This is a genomic window from Streptomyces sp. AA1529, assembly GCF_000280905.1.
Taxonomy (GTDB): Bacteria; Actinomycetota; Actinomycetes; order Streptomycetales; family Streptomycetaceae; genus Streptomyces.
Genome location: NZ_ALAP01000055.1, coordinates 46,550 through 67,158 on the forward strand (window position 1 = coordinate 46,550; position 20,609 = coordinate 67,158).

Below are 20,609 nucleotides of genomic sequence, written 5' to 3' on the forward strand. Positions count from 1 at the left end.
GGGCCCGGCACCACGCGGGGTCTCAGGGGCGGCCCCGGCATTCGGAACTGCGAAAGGCACAAGAGATGGCTCACACCGCCGGCAACACCAAGATCGCCTTCATCGGGCTCGGCATCATGGGCGCGCCCATGGCACGCAACCTGCTGACGGCGGGGTACGACGTCACGGCGTACACGCTGGAGACGGAGAAGGTCGAGGCCTTCGTCAAGGACGGCGGCAAGGGCGCGGCCTCCATCGCGGAAGCGGTCGGCGGCGCCGACGTCGTCATCACGATGGTCCCCGCTTCCCCGCAGGTCGAGCAGGTCGTCCTGCACGAGGGCGGCGTGCTGGAGAACCTCCGCGAGGGCGGCACCCTCATCGACATGTCGTCGATCACTCCGCAGACCTCCGTCGAGGTGGCCGAGGCCGCGCGGGCCAAGGGCGTCAGGACGCTCGACGCCCCGGTGTCCGGCGGCGAGGCGGGCGCCGTCGAGGGCGTGCTGTCCATCATGGTCGGCGGCGACCGGGAGACCTTCGACGCGGCCAAGCCGGTGCTGGAGGCGCTCGGCAGGACGATCGTGCTGTGCGGCCCGGCCGGGTCCGGCCAGACCGTGAAGGCGGCCAACCAGCTCATCGTGGCGGTCAACATCCAGGCCGTCGCCGAGGCGGTGGTCTTCCTGCGCAAGTCCGGCGTCGACCTGGAGGCCGGTCTGGAGGTGCTCAACGGCGGGCTGGCCGGCTCCACGGTGCTGACCCGCAAGAAGGACAGCATCCTGGCCGGCGACTACAAGCCCGGCTTCAAGATCGACCTGCACCACAAGGACATGGGCATCGTGACCGACGCGGCCCGCGCGGTCGGTGCGGCCGTGCCCGCCGGTGCACTGGTCGCCCAGCTCGTCGCGGCGCTGCGGGCGCAGGGCGACGGCGGGCTCGACCACTCGGCGCTGGTCCGCGGCGTCAAGCGGCTCTCGGGCGAGAACCCCGACGGCGCCAACTGAGGACCGCACTCCCCCAGAGACTCCGGGCGGCGGCGTCGACACTGTCCTGTCGCGCCCAGGCGCCGCCGCCCGGACACCACCTGACCGAACCAGGAGAGTCCGATGGCTCGTATGACCGCTGCCCGCGCGGCAGTTGAGATCCTCAAGCGCGAGGGTGTGGACACCGCTTTCGGGGTGCCGGGTGCGGCGATCAACCCCTTCTACGCGGCCCTGCGGGCCGCGGGCGGCGTCGAGCACACGCTCGCGCGGCACGTCGAGGGCGCCTCGCACATGGCCGAGGGCTACACCCGCACGGCGCCCGGCAACATCGGGGTGTGCATCGGCACGTCGGGCCCGGCCGGCACCGACATGATCACCGGCCTCTACTCGGCGATCGGCGACTCGATCCCGATTCTGTGCATCACCGGGCAGGCACCGGTCGCGGTGATCGAGAAGGAGGACTTCCAGGCAGTCGACATCGCCTCGATCGCCAAGCCGGTCACCAAGAAGGCCACCACCGTCAAGGAGGCGGCACAGGTCCCCGGTGTCTTCCAGGAGGCGTTCCACCTGATGCGCTCGGGCCGCCCCGGCCCGGTGCTGATCGACCTGCCGATCGACGTCCAGCAGACGGAGATCGAGTTCGATCCGGACACCTACGAGCCGCTGGTCCCGCACAGGCCCGCCGCGACCCGCAGGCAGGTCGAGAAGGCGATGGACATGCTGGCGGCGGCCGAGCGGCCGCTGATCGTGGCGGGCGGCGGTGTCATCAACGCGGACGCCTCCGAACTGCTGGTCGAGTTCGCCGAGCTGACCGGCATCCCCGTCGTGCCCACGCTGATGGGCTGGGGCGTGATCGGCGACGACCACCCGCTGCACGCGGGCATGGTCGGTCTGCAGACCTCGCACCGCTACGGCAACGCCACGTTCCTGGAGTCGGACTTCGTCCTCGGCGTCGGCAACCGCTGGGCCAACCGGCACACCGGCGCGCTGTCGACCTACACCGAGGGCCGCACGTTCGTCCACGTGGACATCGAACCGACCCAGATCGGCAGGATCTTCGCACCGGACTACGGCATCGCCTCGGACGCGCACGCGGCCCTGGCCCTCTTCGTCGAGGTCGCCAGGGAGCGCGCCGCGGCCGGCGGGCTCCGCGACCTGTCGGCGTGGGCCGCCGGGGCGCGGGAGCGCAAGGGCGCGCTGCAGCGCCGTACGCACTTCGACGACGTGCCGCTGAAGCCGCAGCGCGTGTACGAGGAGATGAACCGGGCCTTCGGGCCGGAGACCCGCTATGTGTCGACCATCGGTCTCTCGCAGATCGCCGGCGCGCAGTTCCTGCACGTCTACCGGCCGCGGCACTGGATCAACTGCGGCCAGGCGGGCCCGCTGGGCTGGACCGTGCCGGCCGCGCTGGGTGTGGCCAAGGCGGACCCGGAGGCGAGCGTCGTGGCGCTGTCGGGCGACTACGACTTCCAGTTCATGATCGAGGAGCTGGCGGTCGGCGCGCAGCACCGCATTCCCTATGTGCACGTGCTGGTCAACAACTCCTACCTCGGGCTGATCCGGCAGGCCCAGCGCAACTTCGACATGGACTTCCAGGTCAACCTGGAGTTCGAGAATCTGAACGCGCCCGAGCTGGGCGCCTACGGCGTGGACCACGTCAAGGTCGCCGAGGGCCTGGGCTGCAAGGCGCTGCGGGTGACCGAGCCGGAGCAGCTGCTGCCCGCGTTCGAGGAGGCGAAGAAGCTCGCCGCCGAGCACCGGGTGCCGGTCGTGGTGGAGGCGATCCTGGAGCGGGTCACGAACATCTCCATGAGCGGCAGCGACATCGCCTCGGTCAACGAGTTCGAGGAGCTGGCCACGGAGGCGGCGCACGCGCCGACTGCCACCGTTCCGCTGGGCTGAGGACGGCACCGCCCGCCCCTCGGCCGCCCCTCTTCCGGCCCCCGGGAACGGTCTCCCGGGGGCCGGGGAACCGAGTTTCAACAAAGTGTTGACGCCCTGATGAGGCGTCCTTACGCTCCAACATGCGGAAACCGTTTTCCGTGAATCAGCCCCAGGAAGGTCGTCCATGTCGAAGTCGTCGAAGCCCACGCTGACCACCGAGGCGGGCGCGCCCGTCGCCGACAACCAGAACTCCACCTCCGCCGGCATCGGTGGGCCGCTCCTCCTCCAGGACCAGCACCTGCTGGAGAAGCTGGCGCGGTTCAACCGCGAGCGCATCCCCGAGCGCGTGGTGCACGCCCGCGGCTCCGGCGCCTACGGCTACTTCGAGGTGACCGACGACGTCACCGCGCACACCAGCGCCCACTTCCTCGGCGAGGTCGGCCGCCGCACGGAGACATTCATCCGCTTCTCCACCGTCGCCGACAACCTCGGCGGCCCGGACGCGGCCCGGGACCCGCGCGGCTTCGCCCTCAAGTTCTACACCGAGGAGGGCAACTACGACCTCGTCGGCAACAACACCCCGGTCTTCTTCATCAAGGACCCGCTGAAGTTCCCCGACTTCATCCACTCGCAGAAGCGGGACCCCTTCACCGGCAAGCAGGAGCCGGACAACGTCTGGGACTTCTGGGCCCACGCCCCCGAGGCCACCCACCAGGTCACCTGGCTGATGGGGGACCGCGGCATCCCGGCCTCCTACCGGCACATGAACGGCTACGGCTCGCACACCTACCAGTGGACCAACGCCGAGGGCGAGGTCTTCTTCGTCAAGTACCACTTCAAGACCAACCAGGGCATCCGCTGCCTGTCCGGCGATCAGGGCGCCGAGCTGTCCGGCACCGACCCCAACAGCCACCAGACGGACCTGCTGCAGTCCATCGAGCGCGGCGTCTTCCCGTCCTGGACGCTGTACGTGCAGATCATGCCCGCCGACGAGGCCGCCGACTACCGGTTCAACCCCTTCGACCTCACCAAGGTGTGGCCGCACGGCGACTACCCGCTGCAGCGCGTGGGCCGGCTGGTGCTGGACCGCAACCCGGACAACGTCTTCGCCGAGGTCGAGCAGTCCGCCTTCTCGCCCAACAACTTCGTGCCCGGCATCGGCCCCTCGCCGGACAAGATGCTCCAGGGCCGGCTGTTCGCGTACGCCGACGCGCACCGCTACCGGCTCGGCGTCAACCACACCCAGCTGCCGGTCAACGCGCCCAAGGCCACCGAGGCGAACAACTACGGCAGGGACGGCCTGATGGCCGCCAACGCCTACGGGCGGCACACCAAGAACTACGAGCCCAACTCCTACGGCGGCCCGGTCGAGAGCGGTTCCCCGCTGTCCGCGCCGCGCCCGGTCACCGGGTACTGGGGCACCCACGAGGCGCCGCAGCACTCCAAGGACGACGACTTCTTCCAGGCCGGGGAGCTGTACCGGCTGATGTCGGAGGAGGAGAAGGGGCGGCTGGTCGCCAACATCGCCGGCGGCCTCGCGCAGGTCTCCCGCGAGGACGTCATCGAGAAGAACCTGGCCCACTTCAGCGCCGCGGACCCGGAGTACGGGCGCCGCGTGGAAGCCGCCGTACGGGAGCTGCAGGAGGGCTGAGCACCGTCCGCCGCAGGGCGCGTCCCGACAGCGGACACGCCCGCGCGGGGCGCCCCACGCGGGCGCGCCGCATCTCTCGCGCGGTGAACGGCGTACCGGGGTGATTGGGAGGTCGGCCCGGCACGCGCCCCCGTGCGGAACGGTCCTTGTGATGAGGGGTGGCCGTTCCGCGCGGGGGCACATCGGTGTGCGGCGTTCTCCGGCATCGGCCCCGGCGTCCGTTTGCCCACCTCGGCGGCCGGTCCGCCGGTGGCCGTCCGGAGCCCGCGGGAGCGCGGGCATGTCACCCGGAAGGGGCATGAGGGGACTCCGGCCGTCGGCGAGCGGGCGGAAGTGGTCCGGGGCCGGCCGGCTCCGGCCGGACCGGGCTCAGCTCTGCGGGTTCAGCCGCAGGGTGGTGACGCGGGCCTGTTCGCCGACCATGGGTTCGACGTAGCCGGTGTAGCGGCCGTACTTGGTGCGGTAGGCGGCGTCCACGCGGTCGTTGACGGCGGGGTCGTCGACGGGGGTGAAGGTGACGTCGGCCTCAGCCGCACCGGCGCTGATGTGTCCGGTGCCCGTGGTACGGGCGGTGTTCCACCAGGTGCCGGCGGTGCCGCGCCACGAGCGGACGTACACCGCCTCGCCGTCGGCGACGACCCAGATGGTGGTCGGCTTGCGCAGGGACCCGTCGCCGCGGCGGGGTGCGACGTGCAGTTCGTCGGCTTCGGCGATCTGCTGAAGTGTCGTGGGGTTCCAGGTGCTCATGGGCTGGTCTCCTTCACGGTGCGAAGCGGCAGAGGCGCGTACGGCACAGATCCTTCCGTCCGGCCGGTCGAGGGGGCCGCATCCGCTGCCGTGTCGGCCCGGTCGTGTGCCTCGTTCGCCATGCGGTTCATCGGCGAGGAGCCCTCTTCGGCGATCGACAGCGGCACGACGTGAGCGGGCCGTGCGGTGCCGGCCACCCGGAGAGAGAGGGGACGGCCGGCACCGCACGGGACGGGTCAGGGGCGCAGCAGGGCCTTGACGGCGCGGCGCTCGTCCATGGCCCGGTAGCCCTCGGCCACCTCCGACAGGGGCAGCTCCAGGTCGAAGACCCTGCCCGGGTCGATCCGGTCGGACAGGACCAGATCGATGAGGTCGGGCAGGTACTCGCGCACCGGTGCCGGGCCGCCGCGCACGCCGACGTGGGAGAAGAACAGCTGCCCGCCGTCGAGGGAGACGCCGTGCGGGACGCCGACGAAGCCGACGTTGCCGCCGGGCCGGGTGGAGTTGAGGGCCTGCTGCATCGACTGCTCGTCGCCCACGCATTCCAGCACGCGGTCGGCGCCGATGCCGCCGGTCAGCTCCTTGATCCGGGCCACGCCCTCCTCGCCGCGCTCGGCCACGACGTCGGTCGCGCCGAACTCGCGGGCGAGCTTCTGCCGGGAGGCGTGCCGCGACATGGCGACGATCCGCTCCGCGCCCAGTTCCTTCGCAGCGATGACCGCGCACAGGCCGACCGCCCCGTCCCCCACCACCGCGACGGTGTCACCAGGCCGCACCTCGGCGGCCTGGGCCGCGTACCAGCCGGTGCCCATCACGTCCGAGCAGGCCAGCAGACTGGGTATGTATTTCTCGTCGGGCGCCTCGGGGGTGGCGACGAGAGTGCCGTCCGCCAGCGGGATACGGATCCTCTCGGCCTGGCAGCCCTCGGCGCCGACGAACTCGCGGTGCAGGCAGTTGGTCTGGTAACCGTTCCAGCAGTTCGGGCAGGTGTTGTCGGAGGCGAAGAACGAGCCGACGACGAACTGGCCGGGCCGGATGTTCTTCACCTCCGCGCCGGTTTCCTCGACGATCCCCACGTACTCGTGCCCGAACGGGGTGGGCCGCTCGACCGCGTTGATGCCGCGGTAGTCCCACAGATCGGAGCCGCACACGCAGGTCGCCACCGTGCGGATGACCGCATCGGTCGCTTCGATGATCTTCGGGTCGTCGCGCTCCTCGAAGCGGACGTCGCCGGGGGCGTGGAGAATCGCTCCGCGCATGATGGTGCTGCCTTTCTCAGTCGAAAGAAGGTCGTGAACAAGGACGTGCCGGTCCTCTTCAGGGGGAACGGGGCCGGCACGGGAAGCGGGGGGGACGGACCGGGGCAGTGGCGGCGGCGGTCGGGACCGCCTTGGCTGCTGTCGGTGACCGGTCCCGGACAGGTCGAGCCGTCGCCCGGTCCCGTCCCGGACGCGCACGGCGCCCTGCGCCGTGCGGGTCGACCCCGCGGGCCGCGGGCCGCGGGCCGCGGGACATCGCACACCGCGCGGCGCACGATCCGGGCCGACGCGCCGGTGAACGCCCCCTCGGGGCCGACACCTCCGGGGCCGGGACGCCCGGACTCGGGGCGCCCGGCTCGGGCGGCACGGCCCGACCCGGGCCGCCGCAAGGCGACGCCAGGTGGCTTCTACCGCGTCACTTGCCGCTGTAGACGGGGAAGACGCTGTGCTCGCCGTAGTCCACGTCGCGCAGGTCTCGCAGGACGTCCATGTCGGCGCCGGAGATCCTGAAGTCGACCTCGGCGTTGGACCGCATGTGCGCGGGGTTCGCCGTCTTGGGCAGCGACACGGCGCCCAGCTGGAGGGTGTAGCGGATGCACAGCTGGGGGACGGACACGCCGTACTTCTCGGCCATCGCCCGGACTTCGGCGTGCTGCAGGATCGCGCCGTGGGCGATGGGCGAGTACGCCTCGACGAGGATCTGCTTGCTCTCGCAGTAGTCCAGGAGGTCGGAGGGGGTGTTGCCGGCGTGCACGAGCAGCTGGTTCACGTGCGGGACGACGGTCGCGCCCTGCTGGATGTTCTCGAGATCCTGCTGCTGGAAGTTGGAGACGCCGATGGCGCGGATCCTGCCCGCCTGGTGGGCCTCCTCCAGGGCACGCCATGCCGCGCGGTTGCCCTGGGCGTAGTCGCCGCCGCGGAAGTCGTCCCACGGCTGCGGGCTGTGGATCAGCATCAAGTCGATGCGGTCCAGGCCCAGCCGCTCCAGAGAGCCGTCGATCGCGGCGACCGCCTGGTCGTGGTCCTTGATCTCCGCGGCGAGTTTGGTCGAGACGAACAGCTCGTCGCGGGGCACTCCCGAGGTGCGCATCCCCTCGCCGACGCCGCGTTCGTTGCCGTATGCCTGGGCGGTGTCGATGTTGCGGTAGCCGATCTCCACGGCTGCCCGGACGGCCTCGGCCACCTGGTCGTCGTCGATGAACCAGGTGCCCAGCCCCAGCTTGGGAATCTCGACGCCGTGGGACAGCGTGCAGGTCTCGTCCAGGATGGTCATGCGTTCGCTCCGTTCTTCGGCAGCGCGCCGTACACCTCGTCGGTGACGGGCTCGAGCCATTCGTTGCTGACGTCTTCGCCCGGCGTGATGAAGGCGAGGTGGGAGAACCACGAGCCGGCCTTCGCGCCGTGCCAGTGCTTCGTGCCCGCCGGGACGCGGACCACCGTTCCCGGCTCCATGCTGACGGGATCCTCGCCCTCGGCCTGGTACCAGCCGCTGCCCGCGGTGCACAGCAGGATCTGGTCCCCGCCGCCGCCCGTGCCGTGGTGGATGTGCCAGTTGTTGCGGCACCCCGGCTCGAAGGAGACGTTGCTGACCGGGACGCTCCCCGAGGCGAGCGGAGCCAGGTAGCTCTGGCCGATGAAGTACTGCGCGAAGGCGTCGTTCTTCTCCCCGAGCGGGAAGATCTGTTCGAATTCGTTGTCGGCCATCTCGTTCTCTCCGTTGAGTCGGCACGCCCCGCCGACCGTGCGGGGCATCGTTGCGCTGCTCGCGCCGGCGATCAGGCGGCCCGCTCGTCGGCGAGCTTCTTCAGCTGGGTGATCGCGGTCATGGCGTTGGGCCATCCGGCGTAGAAGGCCAGATGGGTGATCGCCTCGGACAGCTCCTCCACCGTGAGCCCGTTGTCCAGGGCCACTCCCAGGTGGTGGGGAAGCTGCTCACTGCGGTAGAGGGCGGCCAGCACACTCACGGTGACCAGGCTGCGGTCCCGCGGCGACAGCCCGGGCCGCTCCCACACGTCCTGGAACAGGACCCGGTCGGTGATCTCGACCAGCTTCGGCGCGATGCCGGCCAGTTCCCGGGGCGCGGACTGCTTCGCCATAAGAGGGCTCCCTCCGATCGTCCGAACACGGTGCGGCACGTCTCACCGTCGGCCCTCCCGGGCCGGGCGGCATCCGCCGCCGGGTTCCCACCCTGCGCGGACCGCAGCCGCATCCCCTGCCACCCTCGAGGAAACCGCAGCTCACAGCCGTGCGGAAGGCACTGTCGTTACAGGTACTGACAGAACCCCCCAGCCCTGCACCACCGCGCCCGGCCTGGACGGCCTGGACACCGCCCACCGCCACCGCCCGGCCCGCCCACGCCGCACCACCGGCCCGGTCCGGATCCGGAACCCGGCGGGAACAGCGGCGTCAGCGCGTTCCTGCGGGCGCCGCGAGGGCGGGACGGGTGTCGGCCCAATCGGCCAGCAGCCGCACCCGGCGCGCCGACTCACTGCCGGGATCGGGCGTGAGCACCGACAGCATCAGATCGGGCCGCCCCGGCAGCGTCAGCGTCTCGAACGGCAGACTCAGCCGCCCCACCGCCGGATGTGCGTACTCCTTCACCCCGCTCCAGTGCAGCCGCACCTCGTGATCGCGCCAGCACCGGGCGAACGGCTCGCTGGCCGCGGACAGCTCCTCCACCAGCGCGTTCATCGCCCGATCATGCGGCATCATCCCGGCCCCCGTCCGCAACAGCGCGACCGTGTTGCGGATCGACTCGTCCCAGTCGTGGAAGAACGAGCGCGCCGCCGGATCGAGGAACTGGAATCGCGCGATGTTCACCGGCCCCACCGACGGCTCGTCGTACATCGGCGCGTACAGGGCGTGCCCGAGATAGTTGGCCGCGACCAGGTCCAGCCGCCGGTTCCACACGAACGCCGGCACCGATCCCATGGCGTCCAGCACCCGCTGCACGCCCTCCGGCACGTCCTCCTTCACGTCGAGGCCCTTGCCTCGGCCCGCACGCGCGAGATCGAAGAGATGGGACCGCTCCGCCGCGTCGAATTGCAGCGCATCCGCCACCGCGTCCAGCACGGAGTCCGACGCCCCCGCCAGATGCCCGCGCTCCAGACGCACGTAGTAGTCGACGCTCACGCCCGCCAGCAGAGCGACCTCCTCCCTGCGCAGGCCCGGTACGCGGCGGTGCGCACCCAACGCGGGCAGTCCCGCCTGCCGCGGCGAGACGCGACCGCGCCGCGTCACCAGAAAATCCCTGATCTCACGCTGCCTGTCCACACCACAACCCTAGGCAATCGGCGACCGGACCCGCGGCTGGTGAAGCACACCGGCCCCAGGTGTCCGTGCAGCCACTCGCCGCACAGCCGCTTCGCACGAGCTGAATCGCCGCGCCCCCACCACCACAGTCGACACCGAACGAGGTCCGAGCAGCTCAGCCGGTGCGGCGGGTCGGCTCGGCCGCCGAAGGGCAGCACCTTCCGGGCCCGTCCCGCACTCGCCTCTTCGGAAAACCCGCTCCATCGGCGACGATTGGAGAGCGGCCGGGCACAGCAGCCCCACCGTGCCCACCGGATCACCCGTGCCAGGAGCCGAACGATGGCCGAGAGAGTGCTTGTGCGCTGCCCCGTGTGCCGGCGTGAGCACAGCTACACCGCGCCCGTCTACCCCTGCGGCTGCGGTGCGCCGGTCGCCCTGCCGCTGCTCTCCTCCGCGGCCGCGATCCAGGTGCGGCACCGCACCTGGGCGGGCTCCTGGATCTCGGTGAGCTGCCCGGCCTGCGGGCGCGTGGACGAGTGGCCGCAGCCCGAACTGGGCTGCGGCTGCGGCACCACGCTGCGGGTGCCGGTCGCCCGCGGCAGGACCGGGGTGGCGGCGCCGTCCGCCGAGCAGCCGCCGCCGGCCGCCCGCACCGCGCCGGAGTCCGCGCCGCAGTCCGCGCCGGGCGCCGCGGACCCGGCGCCCGCCGCGGGACCGTTCCCGCGGCCCGCCTTCCGGCCCGTCACCATCCGCACGGCGCAGGACGCGAAGCTGGCCGCGGCGCAGTATCTGCGGTGGCTGGGCTTCGAGGGAGTACGGGTCGCCGAGCGGACACCCGCCTCGGGAGTGGACGTACGCGGACCCGGCGTGGTCGCGCACGTCGATCCCTCCACCTCCCCTGCGGCGCTGCGCGACGTGGAGACGCTGTGGCTGAACGGGCTGAACGACTCGGTCGCCGCCGTCTGCTTCGCCCTGGCCGGGTACGGCAAGGACGCGCGGGCCCGCGCCGAGGAACTGCGGCTCCCGCTGTTCGTGCTGGATCTGACGGGCACGCCCCGGGCGGTGAACGAGGCCGCCGAGCAGCTGATCCGCACCCCGCGGTGATCCCGCCCCGCCACCGGCGCCGTGCTCCGCCGCGCTCGGCCCGCTACCGGTCGCGGTGCTCGGTCCCGGGCGTCCCCGACTCGCCCGCCGCGTGGGCGCGCAGTTCGACGCGGCGGATCTTCCCGGAGATCGTCTTGGGCAGCTCGGCGAACTCGATCACCCGCACCCGCTTGTAGGGGGCGAGCCGCTCCCGGCAGTGCGCGAACAGCACGGCGGCGGTCTCCGCGTCCGCGGCGGCGCCGTCCGCGACCACCACATACGCCTTGGGCACGGCGAGCCGCACCGGGTCCGGCGACGGCACGACGGCGGCCTCCGCCACGGCGGGATGCTCCAGCAGGACGCTCTCCACCTCGAACGGGGAGATCTTGTAGTCGCTGGCCTTGAAGACGTCGTCCGCGCGGCCCACGTAGGTGAGATAGCCCTCCTCGTCCCGCGCCCCGATGTCGCCCGTCCGGTAGGTGCCGTCGGCCATCACCTCCGCCGTGCGCTCCGCGTCGCCCCGGTAGCCGACCATCAGGCCGACCGGGCGGGTGGACAGGTCGAGGCAGATCTCCCCCTCCTCGACGCCGGTCTCGCCCGTGACCGGGTCGCGCAGGGTGACGTCGAAGCCGGGCGTGGGGCGGCCCATGGAGCCCGGCTTGAGGGGCTGGCCGGGGGTGTTGGCGACCTGGACGGCGGTCTCGGTCTGGCCGAAGCCGTCCCGGATGGTGACATCCCACACCCGGCGGACGTGCTCGATGACCTCGGGATTGAGCGGCTCACCGGCGGCGACGACCTCCCGGGGGACGGTGGAGAGGCTGCTGAGGTCGGCCTGGATGAGCATGCGCCAGACGGTGGGCGGTGCGCAGAAGCTGGTGACGCCGCCACGCTCCATCTCGGTGAGCAGCCGCCCGGCGTCGAACCGGCTGTAGTTGTGGATGAAGATCGTCGCCTCGGCGTTCCAGGGCGCGAAGAAGTTGGACCAGGCGTGCTTGGCCCAGCCGGGCGAGGAGATGTTGAGGTGGACGTCGCCCGGCTGCAGGCCGATCCAGTACATCGTCGCCAGGTGCCCGACCGGGTAGGAGGCGTGGGTGTGCTCGACCAGCTTGGGCAGCGCGGTCGTCCCGGAGGTGAAGTACAGCAGCAGGGTGTCGTCGGCACGGGTGGCGCCTTGCGGGTCGAAGTCGGCCGCGGCCTCGTAGGCGTCCTCGTAGGCCAGCCAGCCGGCGGCCGGGGTGCCGCCGCTGCCGACGGCGATCCGCGTGTAGTCGCCCGGCACCTCGTCGGTGAACTTCCCGGTGTCCTCGGCGCGTACCACCACATGGCGCGCCGCGCCGCGGGTGATCCGGTCGGCCAGGTCGCGCGGGCCCAACTGGGGCGTCGCGGGGATGACGACGGCGCGCAGCTTCATCAGCGCGAGCAGCGTCTCCCACAGCTCGACCTGGTTGCCCAGCATCAGCACGACCCGGTCGCCGGGCGCCACGCCCCGGCCGCGCAGCCAGTTGGCGACCTGGTCGGAGCGGGTCCGCATCTGGTCGTAGGTGACGCGGCGCTCCAGCCCGTCCTCCTCGACGATGTGCAGCGCGAGCCGGTCGTTGCCCCGGGCGATGTGGTCGAACCAGTCCAGCGCCCAGTTGAAGTGCTCGGGCCGGGGCCAGTCGAAGGCGGCCCGCGCGGCCTCGTAGTCCGTCCGGTGCCGCAGCAGCGTGTCGCGGGCGGCGCGGAACTGATCGGTAGGCGTGGACGGGACCATGTTTCCTCCTGCTCAGGGGGTGCTGCGGGCGCTGGGAGCCATCGTGTACGCCCACCCGTGTGCCGCACCACCCCCGGCCGGGGGCTTACGCCCATGTGACGGGAGGTGCGGCATCATCGGAGAGATGTACACGGGGGCCGACACGCGCCGGGACCGGGGCGCGGCAGACGGTGGGACGGGCGGCGGCAGGCGGCGGGCGCGGCGCCATCCGTTCCTGACCGCGCTGGCGGCGCTGACCCTGCTGGTGCTCAGCGTGGCCCTGGCCTTCCGGGCCGGGGACGAGGACGGGCCCACCCCCGTGCCGCAACTGCTGGCGTTCCTGCCCTGGTTCCTGGCGCCGGCCTGGCTGGCGGCGCTGGTCGCGACGCTCTCCCGCCGCTGGCTGGTGCTGCTGTGGGCGCTGGCGGTACTGGCGGGCACCGGCTGGTTCCTGCGCCCCTACGGGCAGCCCGCACCGGCGGACACGGCGGCCCGGCCGGCGAAGGCCCAGTTCCGGGTGCTGACGGCCAACCTGGACCACGGTGCCGCCACCCGCGACCTGGTGGCCGCGGTGCGCCGGGAGCGGCCGCAGGTCGTCTCGGTCCAGGAGTGCGACGCGCGGTGCGCGGCGGCGCTGCGCGCCCCCGCGCTGCGCGAGGAGTATCCGCACCGCATCATCACCGACGACGGCGGCGCCCGCGGCTCGGCGCTGCTGAGCGTCTATCCGCTGGAGGGCCGCGGCGAGGTGCGCGGACGGCTGGCGATGCCGGGGGCGATCGCGGACGTCCACGGCGAGCGGGTCGCCCTCCAGGTGGCGCATCCGATGCCGCCCGAGCCGGGCCGGACGGCTGCCTGGCGGGTGGAGCTGGACCGGCTGCGGGCCGCGGCGGCGGCCCGGGGCAGGCTGCCGACGCTGATCGCGGGCGACTTCAACTCCTCGCAGGACCATGCGGCTTTCCGGGCGATCCTGCGCACCGGCATGCACGACGCGGCCCGCATGCTGGGCAACTCGCGCACTCCCACCTGGCCCACCCGCACCACTCCGGTGCTCGGCGCGCAGCTCGACCACGTTTTGCTGAGCGGTGCGATGCTGCCGGTGGACGGCGAGTTCGTGGATCTGCGCGGCACCGACCACCGCGCGCTGCTGGTGAACGTCAAGCTGTTCTGAGCCCGGCCGCGTCCCGCACGGGGCCCTCAGCCCGCGGCGCGCCCGGCGCCTCCGGTGATCCCGGCACCTCGGGTGATCGAGGCGGCGGGGCCGCCGTCGTGGTGGATGGGCGTGTGGGCGCCGTCGAGGGGGACACCGGTGCCGCCGTGCCGGGCGGCGACGATCTCCGCGGCGATGGACAGCGCCGTCTCCTCCGGGGTGCGGGCACCCAGGTCCAGGCCGATGGGTGAACGCAGCGCGGCCAGCTCCAGCGGGGTCAGACCCACCTCGCGCAGCCGCTCCAGCCGGTCCAGATGGGTGCGGCGGGAGCCCATGGCGCCGACGTAGGCCACCGGCAGCCGCAGCGCCCGCTCCAGCAGCGGCACGTCGAACTTGGCGTCGTGGGTCAGGACGCAGACGACCGTGCGCGGATCGAGGTCCTGGGAGTCGAGGTAGCGGTGCGGCCAGTCGACGACGACCTCGTCGGCCTCGGGGAAGCGGCCGGGTGTGGCGAACACGGGCCGCGCGTCGCACACGGTCACGTGATAGCCGAGGAATTTGCCGATCCGGGCCAGCGCTGCGGCGAAGTCGATGGCGCCGAAGACGAGCATCCGGGGCGCCGGGACGCTGGACTCCACCAGCAGGGTCACCGGCCGGCCGCACCTGCTGCCGTCGGCGCCGATGGTGACGGTGGCCGTACGGCCGGCGGTCAGCAGTGCCCGGCCCTCGGCCGCCGCGGTGGCGTCCAGTTCGGGTGCCCCGCCCAGGGCGCCGTGCGGCTGCCCCTCGGCGTCCAGCCGCAGGGCGCCGCCCAGCAGCTCAGCGGGCCCGTCCACGATCCGGACGAGGGCTGCGGTGTCTCCTTCGGCGGCCTCGGCCGCGATCCCGGCGTACACCGTGCGGGCCGCCGTTCCGGCGCGGACCGGGGTGATCAGGATGTCGACGGTTCCGCCGCAGGTGAGACCGACGGCGAAGGCGTCCTCGTCGCTGTAGCCGAAGGTCTGGCGGACGCTCGCGCCGGACTCCAGCACCTCCTGGCACAGCGCGTAGACCGCGCCCTCGACGCAGCCGCCGCTCACGCTGCCGACGGCCTCGCCGTCCGCGTCCACGGCCAGCGCGGCGCCCGGCTGCCGCGGTGCGCTGCCGCCCACGCCGACGACGGTGGCGACGGCGAAGTCCCGCCCCTCCTGGCACCAGCGGTGCAGCTCAGCGGCGATGTCCAGCATGTGTCTCTCCTCGGCGGTGGAATACGGCCAGGTGGGAGCGGGAACGGCCAGGGGACCGCACCCGCTCCCACCTGAGCGGTTCGTGGAGGGCCGGCTACTTGACCCCCAGCCACTGTTCGATCGGGTTCAGTGCGAAGTAGGCCAGGAAGACGAGCCCCAGTACCCACATCAACCATCCGGGCTCACGAAACTTTCCCTGGACGGCCTTGATCAGAACGTAGGCGATGACTCCGGCGCCGATGCCGGCCGTGATGGAGTAGGTGAACGGCATCAGCACGGTGGTCAGGAAGACCGGGATCGATGTGGCCGGGTCGGTCCAGTCGATGTGCATGGCGTTGGTCATCATCATCGAGCCGATGACGACCAGTGCCGCGGCCGCCACCTGCGGGGGGATCACCTGCGCGAGGGGAGTGAAGAACAGGCACAGGGCGAAGCCCAGGCCGGTGACGACGCTGGCCAGACCGGTGCGGGCGCCGTCGCCGACCCCGGCGGTCGACTCCACGAACACGGTCTGCCCCGAGGCTCCGGCCAGCCCGCCGACCACGCCGCCGGCGCCGTCGATGGTCAGTGCCTTGTTCAGTCCGGGCATCCGGCCCTGCTCGTCGGCGAGTCCGGCCTGCTGGCCGATGCCGATGATGGTGCCGATCGCGTCGAAGAACCCGGCCAGGACGAGAGTGAAGACGATGACGCCGACGGTGATGCCGCCGACGTCCCCGAGCCCGCTGAAGGAGACGTTGCCCAGCAGCCCGAAGTCGGGCGAGCTGACCAGCGATCCGGTGATCTCCGGGGCGTTCCGGCCGCCCCAGTCCTTCTTGTCCAGGCCGGCGAACTGGTGGACGGCCGCGGCCAGCACGGTGCCGCCGACGATGCCGATGAGGATCGCACCCGGCACCTTGCGCACCTGGAGCGCGAAGATGAGCAGCACGGTGACGGCGAAGCAGAGCACCGGCCAGCCGGTGAGCATGTCCGCGGTGCCGAGCTGGATCGGCTTGGCCCCCGGCAGTCCGCCGGGGCCGGGCATCGAGGTGACGAAGCCGGCCTGGACCAGGCCGATGAGGCAGACGAACAGGCCGATTCCCATGGTGATGGCGTGCTTGAGCGCCAGCGGGATCGCGTTCATGATCAGTTCGCGGAGCCCGGTGACCACCAGCAGGATGATCACCGCGCCGTAGATGAGGCACATCGCCCAGGCGTTGCCCCAGGTCATCTCGGGCACGACCTGGAACGACAGCACCGCCGAGACGCTGAGTCCGGCCGCCAGGGCCAGCGGTACGTTGCCGATGATGCCCATCACGATGGTGGTCGCCGCCGCGGCGAACGCGGTGGCGGTGGTGACCTGCCCGCCGTCCAGGGTCTGCTGATCGGCGTCGGGCACCGAGAGGATGACCGGGTTGAGCAGGACGATGTACGCCATCGCCATGAAGGTGGTGATACCGCCGCGTATCTCCCGGCCGTAGGTCGACCCTCTCGCGGAGATGTGGAAGTACCTGTCGAGCCAGGAGCGGCCCGCGGGGATGCGCGAGCCGGGGCCCGCGTCCTCCGCCGACGTCGTCGGCTCCACTGTGGACTGGGTCATTGTGCTGACTCCCAAGGTTCAAAGGGGCACCTCGGCGACCGCCGAGGATTTGGGAAGCACGACCCGGGGGACGGCCCGTGTCCTGCCATGTCCTCGCTCCCGCCCCGGACCGGGCGGAGGGGCCGCAGCCGCTCCGCCGCCCGGGCCCGGGCTTCGGGGGCGGTGCCCCCGAAGCCCGGTGCCGGCGGGACCGGGGAAGATCACACGTCGACGATGTGCTCCGGTCGGACGGGTACGCGCCGCAGCGCGCGCCCGGTCGCGGCCCGGACCGCCGCCAGCACGGCGGGCGTCGACGAGAGGGTCGGAGCCTCGCCGGCGCCCCGCAGCCCGTAGGGCGCGTGCGCGTCGGCGAGTTCCAGCACGTCGACCGGGATGGTCGGCGTGTCGAGAAGGGTGGGGATCAGATAGTCGGTGAACGACGGGTTGCGGACCTTGGCCCCGGGATCGACCACGATCTCCTCCAGCAGGGCGAGTCCGAGCCCCTGCACGGTGCCGCCCTGGATCTGGCCCACCACGGCCTGCGGGTTCATCGCCTTCCCCACGTCCTGTGCGCAGGCCAGCTCGACGACCTTGACCAGCCCGAGTTCGGTGTCGACCTCCACCACGGCGCGGTGCGCGGCGAAGGAGTACTGCACATGGCCGAAGCCCTGGCCGGTCCGCAGGTCGAAGGCTTCGGTCGGGCGGTGCCGCCACTCGTCCTCGGCCTCGACCGGCTCGTCGCCGAGCACGTCGGCCAGCGGGGCCAGCACCTCGCCGCCCTCGGTGACGATCTTGCCGCCCTCCAGCAGCAGCCCGGCCGTCGCCCAGGCGGGGTGGTGGGTGCCCAGCCGCTCCCGTCCGCGCTCCAGCACCTTCTCGCGCACCAGGGCGCACACGTGCCGGACGGCGCCGCCGGTCACATAGGTCTGCCGGGAGGCGGAGGTGGAACCGGCCGAGCCGACCCGGGTGTCGGCCGGCTGGATCGTCACCTGGGTGACGCCCAGCTCGGTCCGGGCGATCTGGGCGTGCACGGTGATGCCGCCCTGCCCCACCTCGGCCATGGCGGTGTGCACCAGGGCCACCGGCTCGCCGCCGACGACCTCCAGCCGCACCCGCGCGGTGGAGTAGTCGTCGAAGCCCTCGGAGAAGCCGACGTTCTTGATGCCGACGGCATAGCCGACGCCCCGCACGACCCCTTCGCCGTGCGTGGTGTTGGACAGCCCGCCGGGCAGCGCGCGGACATCCGGCGCACCGCCGACGGTCTCCCACTGCGCCTCCGGCGGCATCGGCCTGGCCTTGACCCGGCGCAGCAGCTCGGCGACCGGCGCCGGGGAGTCGACGGCCTGCCCGGTGGGCAGCACGGCGCCCTGCGCCATGGCGTTCCGCTGCCGCAGCTCGACCGGGTCCATGCCCAGTTCGGCGGCGAGCTTGTCCATCTGCGCCTCGTAGGCGAAGCACGCCTGCACCGCGCCGAAGCCGCGCATCGCCCCGCAGGGCGGGTTGTTGGTGTAGAGGGCCAGCGCCTCGATCTCGACGTCGTCGACCACGTACGGTCCGACGCTGAGCGAGGCCGCGTTGCCGACCACCGCCGGGGAGGCCGAGGCGTAGGCGCCGCCGTCCAGCACGATGCGGCACCTCATATGGGTGAGCTTGCCGTCCCGGGTGGCGCCGTGCTCGTAGCGGAGCCTGGCCGGGTGGCGGTGCACATGCCCGAAGAACGACTCGAACCGGTTGTAGACGATCTTGACCGGCCTGCCGGTGGCCAGCGCCAGCAGACAGGCGTGGATCTGCATGGACAGGTCCTCGCGGCCGCCGAAGGCGCCGCCGACGCCGGAGAGCGTCATCCGCACCTTCTCCTCGGGCAGCCCGAGGACGGGGGCGATCTGCCGCAGATCCGAGTGCAGCCACTGGGTGGCGACGTAGAGGTCCACCCCGCCGTCCTCGGCGGGCACGGCCAGCCCGGACTCGGGTCCCAGGAAAGCCTGGTCCTGCATCCCGACCTCGTACTCGCCGGTGACGACCACGTCGGCGCGCCCGGCCGCGGCGGCGGCGTCGCCGCGCACGATCGGCTGGCGGTGCACGATGTTGGGGTGCGGCACATGGCCCGCGTGGTGGTCGTCCCGGCCCGGGTGGAGCAGGGGCGCGTCCGGGGCCGTCGCGGACTCCTCGTCGTGCACGACGGGCAGCTCGCGGTACTCGACCCTGATCTTCGCGGCGGCCCGGCGCGCCGTCTCCGGGTGGTCGGCCGCCACCAGCGCCACGGGCTCGCCGTGGTGCCGGACCCGGCCGTGCGCCAGGACGGGCGTGTCCGGGATCTCCAGGCCGTAGTTCCGCACCGCGGCCGGGAGGTCGTCGTGGGTGAGCACCGCGTGCACCCCGGCCTGCCGCAGCGCCTCGCCGACGTCGAGGGAGACGATCTCCGCGTGCGCGTGCGGGCTGCGCAGGGTGCAGCCCCAGAGCATGTCCTCGTGCCACATGTCCGAGGAGTAGGCGAACTCCCCGGTCACCTTGAGGGTGCCGTCGGGCCGCAGCGGCGAGTCGCCGACTCCGGCCCGGGTGCCGACGCCCTGGTCGAGGGTGGACGGGGCCCCGGTGGGGCCGCCCGCGGGAGCCATCAGACCACCTCCCGGGCGCCGCCGTCGTCGGAGCGGGCGGCCGCGAGCCGGACGGCATCCATGATCTTCTCGTAGCCGGTGCAGCGGCACAGGTTGCCCGAGAGAGCCTCGCGGATGTCCGCGTCGGAGGGCTGCGGGTTGCGCTCGATCAACTCGTCCGCCGCGACCAGCAGGCCGGGGGTGCAGAAGCCGCACTGCACCGCTCCCGCGTCCAGGAACGCCTGCTGCACGGGGGCCAGGTCGCCGGTCCCGGCGGTGCCGTCCCGCTCCCGCGCATAGGCGGCCAGTCCCTCGACGGTGACCACCTCGCGGCCCTCGGCCTGGCCTGCGGCAACCAGGCAGGCGCAGACCGGCTCGCCGTCCAGGCGGACCGTGCAGGAGCCGCACTCGCCCTGTTCGCAGGCGTTCTTGGAACCGGGCAGGCCCATCCGCTCGCGCAGCACGTACAGCAGGGACTCGCCCTCCCACACGTCGTCGGCCTCGTGCCGGCGCCCGTTGACGGTGAATGTCACGCGCACTGTGCGCCTCCTTCGGTGGTGCTGCCGTTCCCGGTGGCGCGGTAGCTCTCCCAGGCCCAGCCCAGGGTGCGGCGGGCCATGACACCCACGGCGCGGCGCCGGTAGGCGGCACTGCCGCGTACGTCGTCGATCGGGTTGCAGGCGGCGGAGCACAGCTCGGCGAACTCGCGGGCGACGGCCGGCGGGATCGTCCTGCCGCTGCTCCACAGGCCGCCCTCCTCCAGCTCCGCCGCCAGGAAGTCCTCCGCGACCCGGGCCCGCAGCGGGGTCGGCGCCGCCGAGCCGATACCGGCGCGGACGGTACGGGTCGCGGGGTGCAGCGCGATGCCGAAGGCGCACACGGCGATGACCATGGCGTTGCGGGTGCCGACCTTGGAGAACTGCTGCGGCCCGTCCGCCTTCCGGATGCGGACGGACCTGATCAGCTCGTCCTCGGCGAGCGCGTTGCGCTTGACCCCGGTGAAGAACTCCTCGACGGGGATCGACCGGGTGCCCCGCACCGACTCCGCCTCGACCTCGGCACCCGCGGCGAGCAGCGCGGGGTGGGCGTCCCCCGCCGGGGAGGCGGCGCCGAGGTTTCCGCCGACGCTGCCCCGGTTGCGGATCTGCGGGGAGCCGACGGTGCGGGAGGCCAGTGCGAGGCCCGGCAGCTCGCGGGAGAGCCCGTCGATGATCCTCGCGTAGGGCACGGCGGCGCCGAGCCGGACCGTCTCGCCGCCGGTCTCCCACTCGTGCAGCTCCCGGACCCGGCTCAGATCCAGGAGATGGGTGGGACGGCGATGGTCGAAGTTGATCTCGACCATGACATCCGTGCCCCCCGCGAGGGGCACGGCCGAGGGGTGCTGCGCCTTCGCGGCGAGCGCCTCCTCCCAGCTTGCCGGGCGCAGGAACTCCATGGTGTCTCTTCTCGGTGTACTGGCGGGGGTGCTGGCAGGTGCCTGCGCGGGGTGCGACGCGGCGGGGCGGTCCCCAGCGGATGCCGCC

The 20,609-nt window shown here is 72.4% G+C and carries 16 protein-coding genes and 1 pseudogene; 5 read left to right on the forward strand and 12 right to left on the reverse strand.

Annotated elements, in window-relative coordinates; translation table 11 throughout:
* Positions 1-29: 29 nt before the first annotated feature.
* The 3 genes and pseudogenes from A949_RS0116775 to A949_RS0116785 all read left to right on the forward strand — a co-directional run.
* Positions 30-977, forward strand: a pseudogene (locus A949_RS0116775) (2-hydroxy-3-oxopropionate reductase); the annotation flags it as partial.
* Positions 978-1,079: 102 nt separating this feature from the next.
* Positions 1,080-2,858 (forward strand): glyoxylate carboligase, encoded by a 1,779-nt coding sequence (gene gcl, locus A949_RS0116780; RefSeq protein ID WP_192817150.1) that lies wholly within the window; start codon positions 1,080-1,082, stop codon positions 2,856-2,858.
* Positions 2,859-3,024: 166 nt separating this feature from the next.
* Entirely contained in the window at positions 3,025-4,491 is a 1,467-nt protein-coding gene (locus tag A949_RS0116785; protein ID WP_019357179.1) for a catalase, read from the forward strand.
* Positions 4,492-4,860: 369 nt separating this feature from the next.
* On the opposite strand, the gene A949_RS0116790 is transcribed toward A949_RS0116785, so the two are convergent.
* The 6 genes from A949_RS0116790 to A949_RS0116815 form a co-directional block, all read right to left on the reverse strand.
* The gene (locus A949_RS0116790) at positions 4,861-5,238 is read right to left on the reverse strand and encodes a DUF2255 family protein (protein ID WP_019357180.1); all 378 of its coding nucleotides are present in this window, start codon (positions 5,236-5,238) and stop codon (positions 4,861-4,863) included.
* 236 nt (positions 5,239-5,474) lie between these two features.
* Entirely contained in the window at positions 5,475-6,497 is a 1,023-nt protein-coding gene (locus A949_RS0116795; RefSeq protein ID WP_019357181.1) for a zinc-dependent alcohol dehydrogenase family protein, read from the reverse strand.
* 415 nt (positions 6,498-6,912) lie between these two features.
* Positions 6,913-7,770, reverse strand: coding sequence for an aldo/keto reductase (locus A949_RS0116800; RefSeq protein ID WP_019357182.1), 858 nt, complete (start codon positions 7,768-7,770; stop codon positions 6,913-6,915).
* Positions 7,767-8,201, reverse strand: a complete 435-nt coding sequence (locus tag A949_RS0116805) for a cupin domain-containing protein (protein WP_019357183.1) — start codon at positions 8,199-8,201, stop codon at positions 7,767-7,769. The genes A949_RS0116800 and A949_RS0116805 overlap by 4 nt, the downstream gene beginning before the upstream one ends.
* A gap of 71 nt (positions 8,202-8,272) precedes the next feature.
* Positions 8,273-8,593: a carboxymuconolactone decarboxylase family protein gene (locus A949_RS0116810; protein WP_019357184.1), complete on the reverse strand. Its 321-nt coding sequence runs from the start codon at positions 8,591-8,593 to the stop codon at positions 8,273-8,275.
* Positions 8,594-8,903: 310 nt separating this feature from the next.
* Positions 8,904-9,770 (reverse strand): helix-turn-helix domain-containing protein, encoded by an 867-nt coding sequence (locus A949_RS0116815; RefSeq protein ID WP_026004733.1) that lies wholly within the window; start codon positions 9,768-9,770, stop codon positions 8,904-8,906.
* A 318-nt stretch (positions 9,771-10,088) separates the two neighbouring features.
* On the opposite strand from A949_RS0116815, the gene A949_RS0116820 reads away from it, so the two are divergent.
* On the forward strand, positions 10,089-10,853 hold the full coding sequence (locus A949_RS0116820) for a hypothetical protein (RefSeq protein ID WP_026004734.1): 765 nt from the start codon (positions 10,089-10,091) through the stop codon (positions 10,851-10,853).
* A gap of 43 nt (positions 10,854-10,896) precedes the next feature.
* Here A949_RS0116820 and A949_RS0116825 read toward each other — a convergent pair whose 3' ends face one another.
* Entirely contained in the window at positions 10,897-12,585 is a 1,689-nt protein-coding gene (locus A949_RS0116825) for an AMP-binding protein (RefSeq protein ID WP_019357187.1), read from the reverse strand.
* A gap of 124 nt (positions 12,586-12,709) precedes the next feature.
* Here A949_RS0116825 and A949_RS0116830 point away from each other — a divergent pair, with 124 nt between their 5' ends.
* Complete coding sequence (locus A949_RS0116830; protein ID WP_019357188.1) at positions 12,710-13,732, forward strand: endonuclease/exonuclease/phosphatase family protein; 1,023 nt, start codon at positions 12,710-12,712, stop codon at positions 13,730-13,732.
* 26 nt (positions 13,733-13,758) lie between these two features.
* On the opposite strand, the gene A949_RS0116835 is transcribed toward A949_RS0116830, so the two are convergent.
* The 5 genes from A949_RS0116835 to A949_RS0116855 all read right to left on the reverse strand — a co-directional run bounded on the left by A949_RS0116835 (position 13,759) and on the right by A949_RS0116855 (position 20,521).
* Positions 13,759-14,937: an XdhC family protein gene (locus A949_RS0116835; RefSeq protein WP_019357189.1), complete on the reverse strand. Its 1,179-nt coding sequence runs from the start codon at positions 14,935-14,937 to the stop codon at positions 13,759-13,761.
* A 94-nt stretch (positions 14,938-15,031) separates the two neighbouring features.
* Complete coding sequence (locus A949_RS0116840; protein WP_019357190.1) at positions 15,032-16,513, reverse strand: NCS2 family permease; 1,482 nt, start codon at positions 16,511-16,513, stop codon at positions 15,032-15,034.
* 200 nt (positions 16,514-16,713) lie between these two features.
* Positions 16,714-19,107 (reverse strand): xanthine dehydrogenase subunit D, encoded by a 2,394-nt coding sequence (gene pucD, locus A949_RS0116845; protein ID WP_019357191.1) that lies wholly within the window; start codon positions 19,105-19,107, stop codon positions 16,714-16,716.
* A complete protein-coding gene (locus tag A949_RS0116850; protein ID WP_019357192.1) occupies positions 19,107-19,625 on the reverse strand; it encodes a (2Fe-2S)-binding protein in 519 nt (172 codons plus the stop codon). The genes pucD and A949_RS0116850 overlap by 1 nt, the downstream gene beginning before the upstream one ends.
* Positions 19,616-20,521: an FAD binding domain-containing protein gene (locus A949_RS0116855; RefSeq protein ID WP_019357193.1), complete on the reverse strand. Its 906-nt coding sequence runs from the start codon at positions 20,519-20,521 to the stop codon at positions 19,616-19,618. Before A949_RS0116855 ends, A949_RS0116850 begins: the two co-directional genes overlap by 10 nt.
* Positions 20,522-20,609 lie beyond the last annotated feature (88 nt).

Bases quoted from the DNA above. Each gene is read 5' to 3' on its own strand.
- A949_RS0116790 (WP_019357180.1), bottom strand. From the start codon at position 5,238: ATGAGCACCTGGAACCCCACGACACTTCAGCAGATCGCCGAAGCCGAC.
- A949_RS0116795 (WP_019357181.1), bottom strand. From the start codon at position 6,497: ATGCGCGGAGCGATTCTCCACGCCCCCGGCGACGTCCGCTTCGAGGAG.
- A949_RS0116820 (WP_026004734.1), top strand. From the start codon at position 10,089: ATGGCCGAGAGAGTGCTTGTGCGCTGCCCCGTGTGCCGGCGTGAGCAC.
- A949_RS0116825 (WP_019357187.1), bottom strand. From the start codon at position 12,585: ATGGTCCCGTCCACGCCTACCGATCAGTTCCGCGCCGCCCGCGACACG.
- pucD (WP_019357191.1), bottom strand. From the start codon at position 19,107: ATGGCTCCCGCGGGCGGCCCCACCGGGGCCCCGTCCACCCTCGACCAG.
- A949_RS0116855 (WP_019357193.1), bottom strand. From the start codon at position 20,521: ATGGAGTTCCTGCGCCCGGCAAGCTGGGAGGAGGCGCTCGCCGCGAAG.
- A949_RS0116805 (WP_019357183.1), bottom strand. From the start codon at position 8,201: ATGGCCGACAACGAATTCGAACAGATCTTCCCGCTCGGGGAGAAGAAC.
- gcl (WP_192817150.1), top strand. From the start codon at position 1,080: ATGGCTCGTATGACCGCTGCCCGCGCGGCAGTTGAGATCCTCAAGCGC.
- A949_RS0116785 (WP_019357179.1), top strand. From the start codon at position 3,025: ATGTCGAAGTCGTCGAAGCCCACGCTGACCACCGAGGCGGGCGCGCCC.
- A949_RS0116830 (WP_019357188.1), top strand. From the start codon at position 12,710: ATGTACACGGGGGCCGACACGCGCCGGGACCGGGGCGCGGCAGACGGT.
- A949_RS0116835 (WP_019357189.1), bottom strand. From the start codon at position 14,937: ATGCTGGACATCGCCGCTGAGCTGCACCGCTGGTGCCAGGAGGGGCGG.
- A949_RS0116840 (WP_019357190.1), bottom strand. From the start codon at position 16,513: ATGACCCAGTCCACAGTGGAGCCGACGACGTCGGCGGAGGACGCGGGC.
- A949_RS0116810 (WP_019357184.1), bottom strand. From the start codon at position 8,593: ATGGCGAAGCAGTCCGCGCCCCGGGAACTGGCCGGCATCGCGCCGAAG.
- A949_RS0116800 (WP_019357182.1), bottom strand. From the start codon at position 7,770: ATGACCATCCTGGACGAGACCTGCACGCTGTCCCACGGCGTCGAGATT.